The organism is Rhizobium sp. CECT 9324 (assembly GCF_918741265.1).
In the GTDB taxonomy this organism is placed as follows: Bacteria; Pseudomonadota; Alphaproteobacteria; order Rhizobiales; family Rhizobiaceae; genus Allorhizobium.
Map to the genome: position 1 here is coordinate 3,542,092 of NZ_CAKKMZ010000001.1, position 16,372 is coordinate 3,558,463.

The 16,372-nt window shown below is 60.6% G+C and carries 14 protein-coding genes and 1 tRNA gene; 9 read left to right on the forward strand and 6 right to left on the reverse strand.

Going from position 1 to position 16,372, the window contains the following annotated elements; translation table 11 throughout:
* Positions 1-121 precede the first annotated feature (121 nt).
* Positions 122-1,168, forward strand: a complete 1,047-nt coding sequence (locus LQ231_RS17225; protein ID WP_230172448.1) for a low specificity L-threonine aldolase — start codon at positions 122-124, stop codon at positions 1,166-1,168.
* A 67-nt stretch (positions 1,169-1,235) separates the two neighbouring features.
* Here LQ231_RS17225 and LQ231_RS17230 read toward each other — a convergent pair whose 3' ends face one another.
* A complete protein-coding gene (locus LQ231_RS17230) occupies positions 1,236-1,706 on the reverse strand; it encodes an Hsp20 family protein (RefSeq protein ID WP_230172455.1) in 471 nt (156 codons plus the stop codon).
* A gap of 389 nt (positions 1,707-2,095) precedes the next feature.
* On the opposite strand from LQ231_RS17230, the gene LQ231_RS17235 reads away from it, so the two are divergent.
* Positions 2,096-3,085, forward strand: coding sequence for an alpha/beta hydrolase (locus tag LQ231_RS17235; RefSeq protein WP_230172456.1), 990 nt, complete (start codon positions 2,096-2,098; stop codon positions 3,083-3,085).
* A gap of 18 nt (positions 3,086-3,103) precedes the next feature.
* On the opposite strand, the gene hisN is transcribed toward LQ231_RS17235, so the two are convergent.
* Both hisN and LQ231_RS17245 read right to left on the reverse strand, forming a co-directional pair.
* A complete protein-coding gene (hisN, locus tag LQ231_RS17240) occupies positions 3,104-3,880 on the reverse strand; it encodes a histidinol-phosphatase (protein ID WP_230172457.1) in 777 nt (258 codons plus the stop codon).
* 288 nt (positions 3,881-4,168) lie between these two features.
* Entirely contained in the window at positions 4,169-5,044 is an 876-nt protein-coding gene (locus LQ231_RS17245) for an N-formylglutamate amidohydrolase (RefSeq protein ID WP_113142163.1), read from the reverse strand.
* Between the two features lie 198 nt (positions 5,045-5,242).
* On the opposite strand from LQ231_RS17245, the gene cpdR1 reads away from it, so the two are divergent.
* The 3 genes from cpdR1 to LQ231_RS17260 all read left to right on the forward strand — a co-directional run bounded on the left by cpdR1 (position 5,243) and on the right by LQ231_RS17260 (position 6,510).
* On the forward strand, positions 5,243-5,605 hold the full coding sequence (gene cpdR1 / locus LQ231_RS17250; RefSeq protein ID WP_006726917.1) for a response regulator CpdR1: 363 nt from the start codon (positions 5,243-5,245) through the stop codon (positions 5,603-5,605).
* A 94-nt stretch (positions 5,606-5,699) separates the two neighbouring features.
* A tRNA-Val gene (locus LQ231_RS17255) sits at positions 5,700-5,774 on the forward strand.
* A 568-nt stretch (positions 5,775-6,342) separates the two neighbouring features.
* Positions 6,343-6,510: a Thivi_2564 family membrane protein gene (locus tag LQ231_RS17260; RefSeq protein WP_230172458.1), complete on the forward strand. Its 168-nt coding sequence runs from the start codon at positions 6,343-6,345 to the stop codon at positions 6,508-6,510.
* Positions 6,511-6,680: 170 nt separating this feature from the next.
* On the opposite strand, the gene LQ231_RS17265 is transcribed toward LQ231_RS17260, so the two are convergent.
* From LQ231_RS17265 to LQ231_RS17275, 3 genes are all read right to left on the reverse strand, one after another.
* Entirely contained in the window at positions 6,681-7,124 is a 444-nt protein-coding gene (locus LQ231_RS17265; RefSeq protein ID WP_230172460.1) for a hypothetical protein, read from the reverse strand.
* Between the two features lie 24 nt (positions 7,125-7,148).
* A complete protein-coding gene (locus LQ231_RS17270; protein ID WP_230172461.1) occupies positions 7,149-7,850 on the reverse strand; it encodes a fumarylacetoacetate hydrolase family protein in 702 nt (233 codons plus the stop codon).
* 76 nt (positions 7,851-7,926) lie between these two features.
* Positions 7,927-8,073, reverse strand: coding sequence for a hypothetical protein (locus LQ231_RS17275; RefSeq protein ID WP_162742665.1), 147 nt, complete (start codon positions 8,071-8,073; stop codon positions 7,927-7,929).
* A gap of 87 nt (positions 8,074-8,160) precedes the next feature.
* On the opposite strand from LQ231_RS17275, the gene LQ231_RS17280 reads away from it, so the two are divergent.
* From LQ231_RS17280 to LQ231_RS17295, 4 genes are all read left to right on the forward strand, one after another.
* Positions 8,161-9,588, forward strand: coding sequence for a mannose-1-phosphate guanylyltransferase/mannose-6-phosphate isomerase (locus LQ231_RS17280; RefSeq protein ID WP_113142165.1), 1,428 nt, complete (start codon positions 8,161-8,163; stop codon positions 9,586-9,588).
* A 139-nt stretch (positions 9,589-9,727) separates the two neighbouring features.
* Positions 9,728-13,054: a transglutaminase family protein gene (locus LQ231_RS17285; RefSeq protein ID WP_230172466.1), complete on the forward strand. Its 3,327-nt coding sequence runs from the start codon at positions 9,728-9,730 to the stop codon at positions 13,052-13,054.
* Positions 13,055-13,058: 4 nt separating this feature from the next.
* The gene (locus LQ231_RS17290; RefSeq protein ID WP_230172468.1) at positions 13,059-15,473 is read left to right on the forward strand and encodes a circularly permuted type 2 ATP-grasp protein; all 2,415 of its coding nucleotides are present in this window, start codon (positions 13,059-13,061) and stop codon (positions 15,471-15,473) included.
* Positions 15,474-15,477: 4 nt separating this feature from the next.
* Positions 15,478-16,359 carry a transglutaminase family protein gene (locus LQ231_RS17295; protein ID WP_113142168.1) on the forward strand — a complete coding sequence of 294 codons (882 nt, stop codon included), beginning with the start codon at positions 15,478-15,480 and terminating at the stop codon, positions 16,357-16,359.
* Positions 16,360-16,372: the final 13 nt, after the last annotated feature.

The following is a 16,372-nucleotide window of genomic DNA, read 5'->3' on the forward strand; positions in this document are numbered from 1 at the left end:
GTCAGTGATGCACTTCTTGCGGACTGCAAGAAAGCGACACGTTCCGCCGCGGACCGGATTGATAGCGACACGGAAATGCCTAAGCTCGCGATCACTCCTTCCAACCCCCGGGAAACTCTTCATGTTCTTCGCTTCCGACAACTGGTCCGGCGCCCATCCCAAGATCGCAGAAAGCCTCACCAAGCAGGCGGCCGGCTTTGCCAGCGCCTACGGCTCGAGCGAGCTCGACAAGCGGATCGAGGCACAGTTCAACGATATCTTCGAGCGCGAGGTCGCCGTCTTTTTCGTCGCGACAGGCACTGCGGCCAATTCTCTGGCGCTCGCCAGCGTCGCAAAGGCCGGCGGCGTCACCTTCTGTCACTCGGATGCGCATGTAAATGCCGACGAAGGCGGCGCTCCGGAGTTTCTGACCAGCGCATGCCGGCTTTTTCCGGTCGAAGGCGACAACGGCAAGATGGACCGCGAAGCGCTGCACACCGCCGTCTCCCGCTTCGATGTGCCCTCCGTCCACCAGGGCCGGCCGATGGCGATCACCGTGACGCAGGCAACCGAAGCCGGCACAGTCTACACGCTCGACGAACTGGACGCGATCGCCGCCATTGCCAAATCCAAGAACCTGCCTTTGCATATGGATGGCGCCCGCTTCGCCAATGCGCTTGTCGCCCTGGATGCAACGCCCGCCGAAATGACCTGGAAACGTGGCGTCGACATTCTCTCTTTCGGCGGCACCAAGAACGGCTGCTGGTGTGCGGAGGCGATTGTCTTCATGAAGCCGGAAATGGCCGAGGAAATGCCCTATATCCGCAAGCGCTCGGCCCAGCTCTTCTCCAAGACCCGCTTCATCTCGGCCCAGCTGGAAGCCTATCTCGAAGGCGACCTGTGGCTCGACCTCGCCCGCCACTCCAATGCCATGGCCGACCGGCTGCGGGTGGGCCTGACCGCCAAGAACACCGCACGCCTTGCCTGGCAAACCCAGGCGAACGAAGTCTTTGCCATCATCGACAAGACGTCTGCCGCCCGCGCGCAGTCGAAAGGGGCGAAATTCTACGACTGGCTGGCGCCGCGCGACATGCCGCACATGATCGGTGAGAACGAACGCCTCGTTCGTCTTGTAACCAGCTTCTCGACGACACAGGAAGAAGTGGATCAATTCATAGAAGTCGTCTGAGCCGTCACAAACAAAAAGGCGGCGAACCGGAGTCCGCCGCCTCAAGGCTGGCCTGTGGGCCGAAACCTCAGTTCACATGCGATTCGATTGCCTTCGGCACGGCGCCGAGCGATTCGGCGCTGATCGAGATCCGGCGCGGCTTCATTGCTTCGGGAATGTTGCGCAGCAGATCGATATGCAACAGGCCATTTTTCAGCGAAGCGGCCGTGACCTCGACGTGATCGGCAAGCTGGAAGCGGCGCTCGAAGGCGCGCTTGGCAATGCCGCGATACAGGAACTCGGTGGGCTCGCTGGTATCCTCCTCCGCCTTTTCGCCCTTGACGGTCAGCACATGCGCATGGGCTTCGATTGAAAGTTCGGCTTCATCAAAACCGGCCACCGCCATGGTGATGCGATAAAGGTTATCGCCCGTGCGCTCGATATTGTAGGGCGGGTAGCTCTGCGCCTGATCCGGCTGCGCAAGCGTATCCAGCATGGTGAACAGGCGGTCGAAACCGACCGTGGAGCGGTAGAGTGGGGAAAAATCGACGTGACGCATAGTGTCCTCCTTGGAAGCGACGTTGGCGTGTTTCAAACTGCACAGCATCCCTTCGGGCAACGCTGGCAGCGGTTCACGGACCCTTGCGGCGCCCGTGACGACGATGTGGGAAATGGCCCCGGCAAATTCAAGATCATCGCTGTTTCCGCTGATGAATTGCATGTGAACGGCAGGTTCAAAGTCGGTTCAGCCCCGCCAGCGTAAAACGCACCATCGGTTGTCTCGAACCCGATGCCGGGAATATCGCCCCTTCCATCCCGGCTGATCTTGCCGGAACCGCGCTCTCCCCTGAAGCGGTTCCGGCTTTTTTTCTTTTGACCTTTTCCAGTCGTCATCCTATCCCGATGGAAACGACGAAGTGCGCCCCGAACGGTCAGGCATTTGCAAGCATGGACGCCATTCTTCACGCCACTCCAGGCAATCCCGTTCCGGGCCACCCCACGGTCGGCTTCTTCAAGGGACATCGCGGCATCAGTCTGCGTTACGCCGTCTTTCGCAGCGAAATCACCGAAATCAAGGGCACGGTGGTGCTGTTGCATGGCCGCAACGAGAGCATCGAAAAATATTTCGAGACGATCCGCGACCTGACGTCGCGCGGGTTCTGGGTGGCGACTTACGACTTCCGTGGCCAGGGTGGCTCGGAGAGACTCCTCAAGGATGCACGCAAGGGCCATGTCAACCGTTTCATGGACTATATCCGCGACCTGGAAATCTTTCTCGAACAGGTGGTGCTGCCCGATACCCGGCTGCCGTTTTTCATGCTCGCCCATTCGACCGGTGGCCTGATCGCGCTGAAGGCGGCGCCGCGCCTGTCCAATCGCATCGAGCGCATGGTTCTGACCGCCCCCTTCGTCGGCCTTGGCGGACAGAAGACCTCACCCGAAAACATCTATCGTCTATCGGCTCTGGCAAGCTGGACGGGCCTGGGTCATATCTGCCTGAACAAGGATGAACCGCGCAAGGATTTCGACGACAATCCGCTGACCACCGACCCGACGCGTTTCGCCCGCAATCAGCGGCTGGTCATCGACCATCCGGAACTGTTCCTCGGTCCACCGACGGCCCGCTGGCTCTACGAGGCACAAAAGACCATCAATCAGGTGCGCGATCCGCGGCATCTCGCTGCGATCACCGTGCCGACGGTCATCATCGCCCCCGGCAATGATCCGATTGTGCCTTTCCTGTACCAGGAAAAGCTGTCGCAATATTTCCGCGCCGGCCAACTTGTCCCCGTCCCCGGCAGTCGCCACGAGATCCTGCAGGAGCACGACCGCTACCGCACCCAGGCGCTGGCAGCCTTCTACGCATTTGTCCCCGGCGGAGAACCAGACGAGGTGCGAGAGACACCCCGCCTGACGGATGCCGATATCGAGGATTGACGGAAACGTGACAGGCGCTCAGCGCGCCTTGAGCATCGCCATTGCCTCGGCATGCACGTCCGCAGAACCCGCCGCGATGATCGAGCCGCCGTTTTCCGGCCGTCCGCCATCCCAGGTGGTGATCACCCCGCCGGCCTGCTCGATGATCGGGATCAGGGCGCCGACATCATAAGGCTTCAGAACCGTCTCGATGACCAGGTCGACATGGCCGGCAGCGAGCAGCGCATAGGCGTAGCAATCCACACCGTAGCGAAACAGCTTGACCTTGTCCTGCACGGCTTGGAACCGCTCGACTTCCCAGCCTTTGAACAGATGCGGCGAGGTGGTGAACAGGATGGCATTCTCCAGACCGCCGCAGTCGCGCACCTGGATCTGTCGTTCGCCGTCCGGCCCCCGATACCAGGATCGCTCGCCATCGGCATAATAACGCTCGCCGGTGAACGGCTGGTCCATCAGCCCCATGACCGACCGGCCGTTTTCCTGGAAACCGATCAACGTTCCCCAGACCGGCACGCCGGAGATGAAGGCGCGCGTTCCGTCGATCGGATCGATCACCCAGAGCTGATCGCTGTCCATGCGAATGTTCTCATGCTCTTCGCCGAGAATGCCGTGTGTCGGAAACGCGGCCTCGATCAACTGGCGGATCGCAGCTTCAGCCGCCTGGTCACCTTCCGTGACCGGATCGAAGCCGCCCGCTTCCTTGTTGACGACCGATAGTCCTGAGCGAAACCGCGGCAGGGTCTCAGCTTTGGCTGCATCGGCAAGGCGGTCGAAAAAAGCACGGTCAGGGCGCATGAGGAAATCCGTCGAACGAGGAATGGCGCGCCATTCTTAAAGTGAGTTGCGACGAAAGAAAACCGGCAAGACGGACAACCGCCCGCAACCGCCGAGATCGATGCAAGCGCGACCAATTGCGTATTTTTTGGCCTTGCTTAAAAAAGTGACACAATTGATCTTGACAATGGTGCACTGCAAAAAGTATCTTTTGCCTACAGTCTTTGACTGTAAATACCCTCCTTGGGTGTTTCCTCCCTAGACTTAGCCGCGCCCTTGGCGCGGTTTTTTTTGCCTGATGCGTGGGAATTATTCGGCGGCCAGAGAAGTGTCGCCAGCATAGTCGGCAACATATTCAGCCATTTGCCCCATGAACAGGGCGAGCGAACCCGCGAGCGCGTCAAAATCTGGCCGCTTGAGCAGCGTTGCCTCGTCGATATAGAGCGAGCGATTGATCTCGATCTGCAGGGCATGCAGCCCGCGCGCTGGGCGGCCATAGTGCTCAGTGATGAAGCCACCGGCGTAGGGCTTGTTGCGCACGGCGGCAAAGCCCAGTCCTTCCAGGAATTCAATGGCGGCGTGCGAAAGCTCGGCCGATGCACTGGTCCCATAGCGGTCGCCGACGATAAAATCCGGGCGCAACCCGCTGCCGGCCACCCGAATATTGCCCGGCATCGAGTGGCAATCGATCAATACGCCGAAGCCGAAGCGGGCATGGGTGCGCGCAATCAGCCGGCGCAGGCAGGCGTGATACGGCTTGTAGCAGGCCTCGATCCGTTCAAGCGCCACGGCAAGCGGCATGCGCCGCTCGTAGATTTCCATGTTCTCGGCAACGATCCGCGGAACGGTCCCAAGCCCGCCGGCGACGCGCGCCGAATTGCTGTTGGCAAACGGCGGCAGCGGATCGGTAAACATCCGTGGGTCGAGCTCGTAGGGCTCGCGATTGACATCAACATAGGCGCGCGGAAAATGCGCCAGAAGCAATGGCGCACCGAATGAGGGCGCCGCGGAAAACAGCTCATCGACATAGTGATCTTCGGACCGGCGAATCGCCAGATCATCGAGTCGCGTCTCATCGAGGAAGGAAACGGGATATCTTCGACCGCTATGGGGAGAGTTATACACAAAGGGAATGGACTGAACCTGGGGCTCGCGAACCTCGAACAGCTCGAAATCGCTTGTCATTCCGTCCCCAGCGCCTCTTCTTTACCAAGTCACAAACTTGTTGTGGAAGTCATGTTGCCAGTTGGCCGCCCCGAAGTCCATACTGGTTTCAGCGGCGCGAGCGGCCCTCTTTTCGTTGTTCACGGGATCTTTACTCGGCACGACCTAATGTCAGGGGCTGCGAGCCTTCCATGCAATTCCAGTGTAAGCGGTCCCCAAATGACTCAGAAAATCCTTCTCGCCGAAGATGACAACGACATGCGCCGGTTTCTGGTCAAGGCGTTGGAAAAGGCGGGCTACAAAGTTTCCTCCTTCGACAACGGCGCCAGCGCCTACGACCGCCTCCGCGAAGAACCCTTTTCGCTTCTCCTGACCGATATCGTGATGCCGGAAATGGACGGGATCGAACTGGCGCGCCGCGCCACCGAACTCGACCCTGACCTCAAGGTGATGTTCATCACCGGCTTTGCGGCCGTCGCGCTAAACGCCGATTCGAAGGCTCCGAAGGACGCCAAGGTTCTTTCCAAGCCTTTCCACCTTCGCGACCTCGTCGACGAAGTCAACAAACTCCTTGCTGCGTAAGGCCTCCCGAAGAGCTTGTAAAAAACTCTTCACAAAACTCCAAAAAGCCTATTGACGGGCGCCGGGGTTTTGTGGTCTTAAGCCGCCATCGGATGGGCGTGTAGCTCAGCGGGAGAGCACTACGTTGACATCGTAGGGGTCACAGGTTCAATCCCTGTCACGCCCACCATTCGAATTCAGAGAAATCAAGGGCTTGTCGGAAACGACGAGCCCTTTTTCCATTCCGGCCTTGGGGATTTGCCGGCGGCGTGGCGGCATGTTTTCCCGCTCGCTTAAGCCCGACATTGGGATTTCGAAAAATGAGGTTCCGGTCGAGAGAGGGCGCCAGCCGACTGGCTTTGCCGGCTCAGCGAACCGGAAATCGTCGCCTGCGTTTTCACGACCAATGCAGTCGCTGACTGCCTAACGACTTAGTTCCTATGCAAGACGACAAACCCTGCAGGACAACAAAAAAGGCCGGGGCGAAATCGCACCGACCTTCCTCATTATCGCCTACTCACCAGTGCCAGTACATCCGTGGTCAAAAGTCTTGGGCGACATCAAGATCGCGAGCGACAGAAACTTCCAGCGCTCATTAGCAATCTCGATGAGCATCTTATAACGAGGCATTGTGTCGGAAACATGATCGCCATCGACCATTTGTCGAGATTTTTGGTCTGCAACCCTTCCCTTGTTCCGATCCTGCCATAGTTAGGGGTGTAGAGCGCAATTTTGCGCCTTTGCAAGGAGTCGGGGAATTGGGAACATCTGTTCTGATCAGCATCTTAATTACATTTCTGGTTATCGTTCTGGTCCTCTATCTGATCGGCATGCTGCCCGTTGATGCCCGTGCGAAACAGATCGCCCGCATCGTTGTCATCATCATCGGTGTCATCTCGCTGCTGAAGTACCTGGCCATATTTTAACCGCGCGTCTCGGCGCTCGGGCGAGAGGGTGGATACACTGTCCTCGCCCGGCGCAGGTGCGTGAGGTTGCGTATTCGAAGGGCTTGCCGGCAACGGCAAGCCTTTTGCTTGCCCGAAAGCATGGTCTCGCATGATTGCACGCGCAAAATTGACCCGACAAAAAGGCTGGCTTACTCGACCACCGTCACGACATCGGCAACGTAGACGATCAGATAGCCACCATTGCGCCTCGCTTCCCCTGCCCACCGGCGGAGATCGTCAAAATAGGGCTCGCGCTGCCAGATAGTCGCATAGGCGGGATCCACCAGAACGGTCATCTGTGGTCCTTGGACATAAACCATCATATGACTGACGGCCGGATCCCAATGATCCGCCAACTGCAATTCGGTGCGCCAGAGACAGAGAAAATCCCGGCAGGTCTGCGGCCGCACGTCATAGTTCACACAGCCACTGCCGGGCACGCAGTGTCGACAGGTGACATTGGCCGGTTTTTCCAGTTCGTCGATATCGGGCAGTATACAGCAAAGCGTACAAACGCCACACGAACGCGCGCCAGCCCGTGCCCTGGCAACTCCCCCGGCAAATCCGGCGACCGGATCGTCAATGGCCGCCATCGGCCGACCGCTTTGTTTGCGGCGTCACTCGGCTGGACCGATCGTCAGCTCAAGCGTTTCCAGTCCCTCGACTTCGCCAACCAGGTGATCGCCGGGCACCACCGGTCCAACGCCGGATGGCGTTCCCGTGTAGATGAGATCGCCGGCCGTCAGATGATAGTAGCGCGACAGATGGCTGATCATCTCCGGCACCGACCAGATCAGATCGGAGAGATGACCAACCTGTTTTGTCTCGCCGTTCACGGTCAGTGAAATCCGCTGGCTTTCCGGTCTGAAATCGGCGGCCTTCGTGATCGCCCCGATGATCGCCGAATCCTCGAACGACTTGGCCATGTCCCACGGGCGACCCTGGTCCTTGGCAATTTGCTGCAGGTCCCGGCGGGTCATGTCGAGCCCGGTTGCATAGCCGTAGACGATGCTCTCGGCTTCATCCTCGGCAATCCGGAAAGCCGGTGCGCCGATCGCAATCACCAACTCTATTTCGTGATGGCAATCGCTGGTGCCGGGCGGATAGGGCATGGTCGATCCATTGAGCAAAAGGCCCGTCGGCGGCTTGTTGAAGTAGAACGGTGCCGTCCGGTCGACAGCATTGCCCATTTCCGCCGCATGGGCTGCATAGTTGCGTCCGACACAAAAGATCCGGTGAACGGGAAAACCGTTGTTCTCGCCGAGAACCGGGATGACGGGTGCGGCGGGAACAGCAAAGAGCGGTGCGAGTTTGGTCACGAATATGCGCCTTGGAAAAGTGTTCATTCAACAGTCGGCAACCGGAACCACCCGGCAACCTTGTCGTCGGAATTGATCACAGCACGGCCTGCGCGGCAATGCCAACCATGCGGCAGGCTTTCACTTTCACCCGAATGGGGGAAGGCTGGAGCACTTGGAAAAAGGGAACAAAAAATGTAACAAACCTTTCGTTGCCGCGTTCCACACTCGCGCGGTTCAGCATGTGAAACCTCGATTGAGGTCAGACCGAACCGCAGGAACACGGACCCGGGCAGCCCTCTGCCCACCCAGAGACTGAAAGGCAAGACAAATGAGCAGCAAGATCGTTCCGGTCATCATGGCCGGCGGCAAGGGAACCCGGCTATGGCCCCTCTCACGCGCCACGGCGGCCAAACAGTTCATCCGCTTCCTTGGCGATGAAACCCTGCTACAGAAAACCATGCTGCGTGTCGCCGACAAGGCCATCTACGAAGCGCCCCTGGTCATCACCAACGAGGATTTCCGCTTTCTCGTGGCAGAACAGGCCCGCGAACTGAACACCAGGCTCGACGGCATTATTCTCGAGCCCGAAGCCCGCAATACGGCGGCGGCGGTTGCCGCGGCGGCCTTGGTGGTCAGCGAGCGCCATGGCCCGGACGCGCTGATCCAGATCCTGCCGTCTGACCACGAAATCACCATCGACGACACCTATCGCCGCTGCATCGCGGAAGCGTCCGAGGCAGCCCGCGCCGGCAAGATCGTCACCTTCGGCATCACCCCGACCGAACCCGCCACCGGATATGGTTATATTGAAATCGGCGACGCGCTTGGCAACGGCGCGTTTGCGGTGAAACGCTTCGTCGAAAAGCCAAACGCCGAGACGGCCGAGCAGATGCTCGCCAGCGGCAACTACGCGTGGAACTCCGGCATGTTCGTCTTTTCCGCCGGGCAGATGATCTCCGAACTGCAGACGCTGGCACCGGAAGTGCTGGCGGCGGTCACAACCTCCATCGAGAAGGCCAAGGGTGATCTCGACTTCACCCGTCTCGATGCAGAAAGCTTTGCCCAGGCACCCAGCATCTCCATCGACTATGCCGTTATGGAAAAGACCGCGAACGCCGCCGTTGTCCCGGCCCCGATCGTCTGGTCCGACCTCGGCTCCTGGGACGCCATCTGGAAACTCGACGGTGGCGATGAGGACGGCAATGTCGTGACCGGCAATGCGACGGTCGTTGGCACGAAGAACTCGCTGGTCATGTCGCGTCACAATCATATCGCTGTCCAGGGCATGGAAGGCGTCGCCGTCATCGCATCCGAAGACGCAGTCTATGTCGGCCGGCTCGACGACAGCCAGAGCGTCGGTTCGCTGGTCAAGCTTCTGGCCGCCGATGAAAAGACCGCCTATCTGACGGAAAATCATCCGACATCGCTGCGCCCCTGGGGCGGTTATACCTCGATCCTCAACGGCGAGCGCTTCCAGGTGAAACGCCTGTTCGTTCATCCGGACAAGAAGCTGTCGCTGCAGAAGCACCACCACCGCGCCGAGCACTGGGTCTGCGTCCGTGGCACGGCGGAGGTCACGATCGATGACAAGGTGACCATCCTGCACGAGAACCAGTCGATCTATATTCCGCAAGGTTCGGTGCATCGTCTCGGCAATCCGGGCAAGATCCAGCTGGAAATCATCGAGATCCAGACCGGTTCCTATCTCGGCGAAGATGACATCATTCGCCTGGTCGACGAGTTCGGCCGCAGTTGATCTTTATCAAAATGCACTAAAAGCGGGCTCTGCGACACCAGTCGTCAGGGCCCGCTTGCTTTATGCCGCTGCATTGCACAAGATCATCGTCCACCCGTGCAATCGGGAAAAACAAGGGCGAACAGGGCAAGCGGACCGTATGTCGATCAAGGCAAGCATCTATCACCTCACCCACTATAAATACGACAATCCGATCAAGCTTGGGCCGCAGATCATAAGGCTGAAACCAGCCGCCCATTCCAGGACCAAGGTGATCAGCCACTCGCTGAAGGTCACGCCGGAAAACCACTTCGTCAATCTGCAGCAGGATCCCTACGGCAACTATCTCGCCCGATTCGTATTCCCCGACCCGGTGACCGAGTTCAAGATCGAGGTCGATCTCGTCGCCGACATGAGCGTCTACAACCCGTTCGACTTCTTCACCGAGGAAGAAGCGGCCAAATGGCCCTTCGACTATCCGGCCGACATTCGCGACGACCTGGCGATCTACATGAAGCCGGAACCGGAAACGCCGGCGCTCGCTGCTTTCATGAAGACGGTCGACATGACGCCCGGCCAGGGCACGGTCGACATGATTGTCGCACTGAATGCGAGGTTGCAGCAGGAAATCGGCTATGTCATCCGCATGGAAGCCGGCGTCCAGACGCCGGATGAAACGCTAAATTCGTGCAGGGGCTCCTGTCGCGACACAAGCTGGCTTCTCGTCCAGATCCTGCGCCGCCTCGGGCTCGCCGCGCGCTTCGTCTCCGGCTACCTGATCCAGCTCACACCCGATCTGAAGGCACTTGACGGCCCGTCCGGCACCGAAGTCGATTTCACCGATCTGCACGCATGGTGCGAAGCCTATATTCCCGGTGCCGGCTGGATCGGCTTTGATCCGACATCCGGTCTCCTCACCGGCGAGAGCCATATTCCACTCGCCGCCACCCCGCATTTCAGCAATGCAGCGCCGATCTCCGGCGGTTATTTCGGCGAAGCCAACACGGAATTTGCCTTCGACATGCAGGTCAAGCGCGTTTCCGAGCATCCGCGCATCACCAAGCCATTCTCCGACGACAGCTGGGATTCCCTCAACGAACTCGGCCGCAAGGTCGATGCCGAGCTCAAGGCCCGCGACGTGCGCCTGACCATGGGCGGCGAACCGACCTTCGTGTCGATCGACGATTTCCAATCCGAAGAATGGAACACCGAAGCCGTCGGCCCGACCAAGCGGGAAAAGGCCGATATCCTCATCCGCCGCCTGCGCGAGCGCTTCGCCCCCGGCGGCTTTCTGCATTATGGTCAGGGCAAGTGGTATCCGGGCGAAAGCCTGCCGCGCTGGACCTTCTCGCTCTACTGGCGTCGCGATGGCCTGCCGGTCTGGAACAATCCCGACCTGATCGCGCTGGAAAACCGCGACCACAAGGTCGAACAGGCGGATGCCGGCCGCTTGCTGGAAGCGATCGCGGTCGAACTGGCCATCCCACCAGAAAACGTCGCCCCGGCCTATGAGGATCCGGCCGAATGGATCGTCAAGGAAGGCAATCTCCCCGAAAATGTCGATCCGTCGAATTCCAAGCTCAAGGACCCGGAAGAGCGCAACCGCATCGCCAAGGTCTTCGGCAATGGCCTGACCAATCCGGCCGGTTACGTCCTGCCGGTCCAGGCCTGGCAGAGCCGGGCATCGGGCCGGACCTGGGTCAGCGAGAAATGGCGCACCCGCCGCGGCCAGCTCTATCTGATCCCTGGCGACAGTCCTGTCGGCTTCCGCCTGCCGCTTAATGCGCTGCCCTATGTCTCGCCATCCTGGTACCCCTATATCAACCCGGACGACCCGACGGTCGAAAAGCCGCCGCTGCCCGATTTCTCCACCGAGAAGGGCCGGGTCATGCCCGAACATTCGCTGAAGACCGATACCGGTCAGCAGCAGCAGATCGGCCAGTCCTACGAGGAAATCGGCGGACGCGTGCGCACCGCGATCTCGGTCGAGGTTCGCGATGGCCGGCTCTGCATCTTCATGCCGCCGACGGCAGCGCTCGAAGACTATCTCGACCTCGTCGCCTCCGCCGAACGCGCAGCAGAGGCCCTGAACCTCCCGGTCCATATCGAGGGCTATACGCCGCCGCATGACGAACGCCTGAACGTCATCCGCGTGGCACCCGACCCGGGCGTCATCGAGGTCAACATCCATCCGGCCTACAATTGGGAAGACTGCGTCGAGACGACGACGGCGATCTACGAAGAGGCGCGCCTCTGCCGGCTGGGTGCCGACAAGTTCATGATCGACGGTCGCCACACCGGCACAGGCGGCGGCAACCATGTGGTGGTTGGCGGCGCCAGCACCAATGACAGCCCATTCCTGCGCCGCCCGGACCTGCTGAAGAGCCTTGTTCTGCACTGGCAGCGCCATCCCGCGCTTTCCTACATGTTTTCCGGCCTGTTCATCGGACCGACCAGCCAGGCGCCGCGCATCGACGAGGCCCGCCACGACAGCCTCTACGAACTCGAAATCGCCATGGCGCAGATCCCGATGCCGGACAGCGGCGAAGTGCCGCCTTTGCCCTGGCTCGTCGACCGGCTGTTCCGCAACCTGCTGATCGACGTCACCGGCAACACGCACCGGTCCGAAATCTGCATCGACAAGCTGTTCTCCCCGGACGGGCCGACGGGCCGCCTGGGTCTCGTCGAATTCCGCGGGTTTGAAATGCCGCCGAATGCGCGCATGTCGCTGGCCCAGCAATTGCTGATTCGTGCCTTGATCGCACGCTTCTGGAAAAATCCGATCGGCGGCAATTTTGTCCGCTGGGGCACCTCGTTGCATGACCGGTTCATGCTGCCGCATTATATATGGCAGGACTTCCTCGAAGTGCTGGCAGACCTCCGCCACAACGGCTTCGACTTCAAGCCCGAGTGGTTTGCCGCCCAGCTTGAATTCCGCTTCCCGTTCGCCGGCGAGGTGGAATACGAGGGCTCGAAGCTGGAACTGCGCCAGGCGCTCGAACCCTGGCATGTCATGGGCGAACAAGGCGCGATCGGCGGCACCGTCCGTTATGTCGATTCGTCCGTCGAACGCCTGCAGGTGAAGCTGGAAACCGCCAATCCGGAACGTTATGCCGTTGCCTGCAATGGTCGACGCCTTCCGTTGCGCAAAAGCGGCGCCAACGAAGTGTCGGTCGCCGGCGTTCGCTACAAGGCCTGGCAGCCGGCATCGGGTCTGCATCCGGTTCTGCCCGTCAACACACCGCTAACATTCGACATATATGATATATGGTCTGGACGCTCGATCGGCGGCTGCGTGTATCACGTCGCCCATCCTGGCGGCCGAAACTACGACACTTTCCCTGTGAATGGGAATGAAGCGGAAGCCCGGCGGCTTGCACGTTTCGAGCCATGGGGCCATACAGCCGGCTCCTATCCCCTCTGGCCCGAGACCGTGTCGCCGGAATTCCCGCACACACTGGACCTGAGACGACCCCAGGGTATCTGATTTGATGGCAAATAAACCGGCAGCGGAAAAGACCCCGCCCAAAGCACCCGCAAGCGCGGCCCGAACGGCCCGCTACCGCGCGGTGGCGGGTGCCGCCGACGAAATGATCGATGCCAAGGGCAAGATCCGCCCAGTCTGGCAACCTTTCGTGTCTGCCCTCGAAAAGATGACCGAACACGAATTGCACGAGCGTTTTGCCCGGGCAGACCGTTACCTTCGCGATGCCGGTGTGTTTTATCGTGCCTATGGCTCAGACGGCAGCAGCGAGCGCGCCTGGCCATTCTCGCACATTCCCGTGCTGATTTCCGATGCCGAATGGCAGGTGCTGGCCGATGGTCTGGTCCAGCGCGCCAATCTTCTCGAACAGGTCGTTGCCGATATCTATTCCGACAACAACCTCGTCCAGCAGGGTTTCCTGCCACCAGCCTTGATCGCGTCCAATCCCGAATTCATGCGCCCCCTCGTCGGTATCAAGCCGGCCGGCGGCCACTACCTGCATTTCTGTTCCTTCGAAATCGGCCGGGGCCCGGATGGCAACTGGTGGGTTCTCGCCGACCGCACCCAGGCCCCGTCAGGGGCCGGCTTTGCGCTCGAAAATCGCGTGGCAACCGCACGCGCCTTCTCCGACATCTACGCCGAAACCCATGTGCACCGGCTTGCCTCCTTCTTCGGTGCCTTCCGCTCGGCACTTCAGGGCCAGAAACAGGGCAATGACGACCGCATCGCCGTTCTCTCTCCCGGCCCCGCCAACGAGACCTATTTCGAACACGCCTATATCGCCCGCTATCTCGGCATCATGCTGCTCGAGGGCGAAGACCTCTCCGTCGTCAACGGCAAGGTCATGGTGCGCACCGTGGCCGGCCTCAAGCCGATCAGCGTGCTCTGGCGCCGCCTTGACGCGGCTTTTGCCGACCCGCTGGAACTCGATCAGAACTCCTATATCGGCACGCCCGGCATGGTCGAGGCGCTGCGCAATGGCACCGTCTCCTTCGTCAATGCGCTCGGCTCCGGCATTCTGGAAACCCGCGCTTTGCTCGCCTTCATGCCGACCATCTCGCGCCATCTGCTGGGCGAGGAGCTGAAGCTGCCGTCGATCGCCACCTGGTGGTGCGGTCAAAAGGCGGAACGCGAGCATGTCGCACGCCATCTCGACCGCATGGTCATCGGCTCGGCCTATTCCCGCCTGCCCTTCTTCGACGACAATGGCCGCTCGGTCATGGGCTCGCGCTACAAGGACAGCCAGGGCCGCACCGCCGCCGAATGGCTGGAGGCCGAGGCCGGCAATCTCGTCGGTCAGGAAGTGGTCACGCTGTCCACCACGCCGGCGATCATCAATGGCCAGCTGTGCCCGCGTCCGATGAGCCTGCGCGTCTTTGCGGCCCGCACCAAGAACGGCTGGCAGATCATGCCCGGCGGCTTTGCCCGCATCGGCAGCGGCAAGGATGTGTCGGCAATCGCCATGCAGTCGGGTGGCAGTGCTGCCGATGTCTGGATCGTGTCCGACAAGCCGGTCGATCGCACGTCGCTGCTGCCGGCCGAAGAAAGCTTCACCCGCAACATGCCGGGCAGCCTGCCGAGCCGGGCTGCCGACAATCTCTTCTGGCTGGGGCGCTATATCGAGCGCGCCGAAGGTGTGCTGCGCATCCTGCGGGCCTGGCATGCCCGCTACGCCGAAAGCGCCAACCCCGACCAGCCGCTTCTCGCCTTTGTCAGCGACTATCTGTCGAACATCGATGTCGACACCAACAACGGCGTGCCCGAAAGCCTGCTGCGCAATATCGACAGCGCCGTTTATTCCGCCAGCAACATCCGCGACCGCTTTTCGCCCGATGGCTGGCTGGCACTGACCGACCTGTCGAAGACCGCCAAGCGCTTCCATGAACGCGTCAAGCCGGGCGACGATGCGGCCCATGCGATGACCATCCTGCTCCGCAAGCTCGCAGGTTTTGCCGGCCTCGTGCATGAAAACATGTACCGCTTCACCGGCTGGCGCTTCCTCACCATTGGCCGCCTGCTGGAGCGTGGCCTGCACATGACCCGGTTGCTCGGCCACATGACCGGACCCGACGCCCCCGATGGCGCGCTCGACATGCTGCTCGAGATTGGCGACAACGTCATGACCCATCGCCGTCGCTACAATGTCTCGACGGCAAGCCTGACCGTCACCGATCTTCTGGCGCTCGATCCGCTCAACCCGCGCTCGATCCTGTTCCAGCTGAACGAGATCCGCACCGAGGTCGAGCAATTGCCGAACGCCATGATCAATGGCCAGATGTCCAGCATGTCCCGGGAAGCCATGCGCCTGCATTCCGGCCTCGCCGTGATGACACCGGAAACGATGACCGCCGAGGTCTACGCGAACCTTGAACGCGAATTGGAAAAGCTCTCCGATATCCTCGCACAAACCTATCTGGGCTGATCCGATGTTGTACGATGTATCGCTCCATCTCGCTTACCGCTACGAAGCCCAGGCATCCGGGGCGCACCACATGCTGCGGCTGCTGCCCCTGTCCCTGCCGGACCGGCAACGGCTGGTTGCCGGCGCCGTGACCATCAGTCCGGAACCGGACGAGTTGACGAACTTCGTCGATTTCTTCCGCCATCCGGCAAGCCATGCGATCTTGCGCGCGCCGCATGAAAAGCTCGATATTCGCATGCAGGCCCGTGTGCTGGTTCAGCCGCAGCCGATCGCCGCCGATTTTTCGCCGATCCTCGACCGCCTGCCGCAGGAAATTGCCGACACCTGGACGCTGGACGCGGAATCGCCGCACCATTTCATCGGCACGAGCCCTCGCCTGCCGCGCGACAAGGACATCGCCGCCTATGCGCGCAAGGAATTGAAGCCGAGCATGACAGTGCGCCAGGTTGGCGAGCAACTCTGTTCGCGCATCTATCACGACTTCAAGTACGACGCGGATGCCACGACCGTCGACACCACGCCCGCTGAAGCCTTCAGCAAGAAACATGGCGTCTGCCAGGATTTCACCCATGTGATGATCACAGCACTCAGGAGCCTCGGCATCCCCGCCGGCTATGTCAGCGGTTTCCTGCGCACCATCCCTCCACCCGGCAAGGAACGTCTCGAGGGTGCCGATGCCATGCATGCCTGGGTCCGCGTCTGGTGCGGCAAGACCCTTGGCTGGGTGGAACTGGACCCGACCAACAACATCCCGGCCGGCACCGATCACATCGTCGTCGGTTATGGTCGCGATTACTCCGATGTCGCACCGGTGATCGGCGTGCTGAAGACCTATGGCAAGCACAAGACGGACCAGGCCGTCGATGTGATCCCGGTGAAGCAATAAGAAACGCAATTAC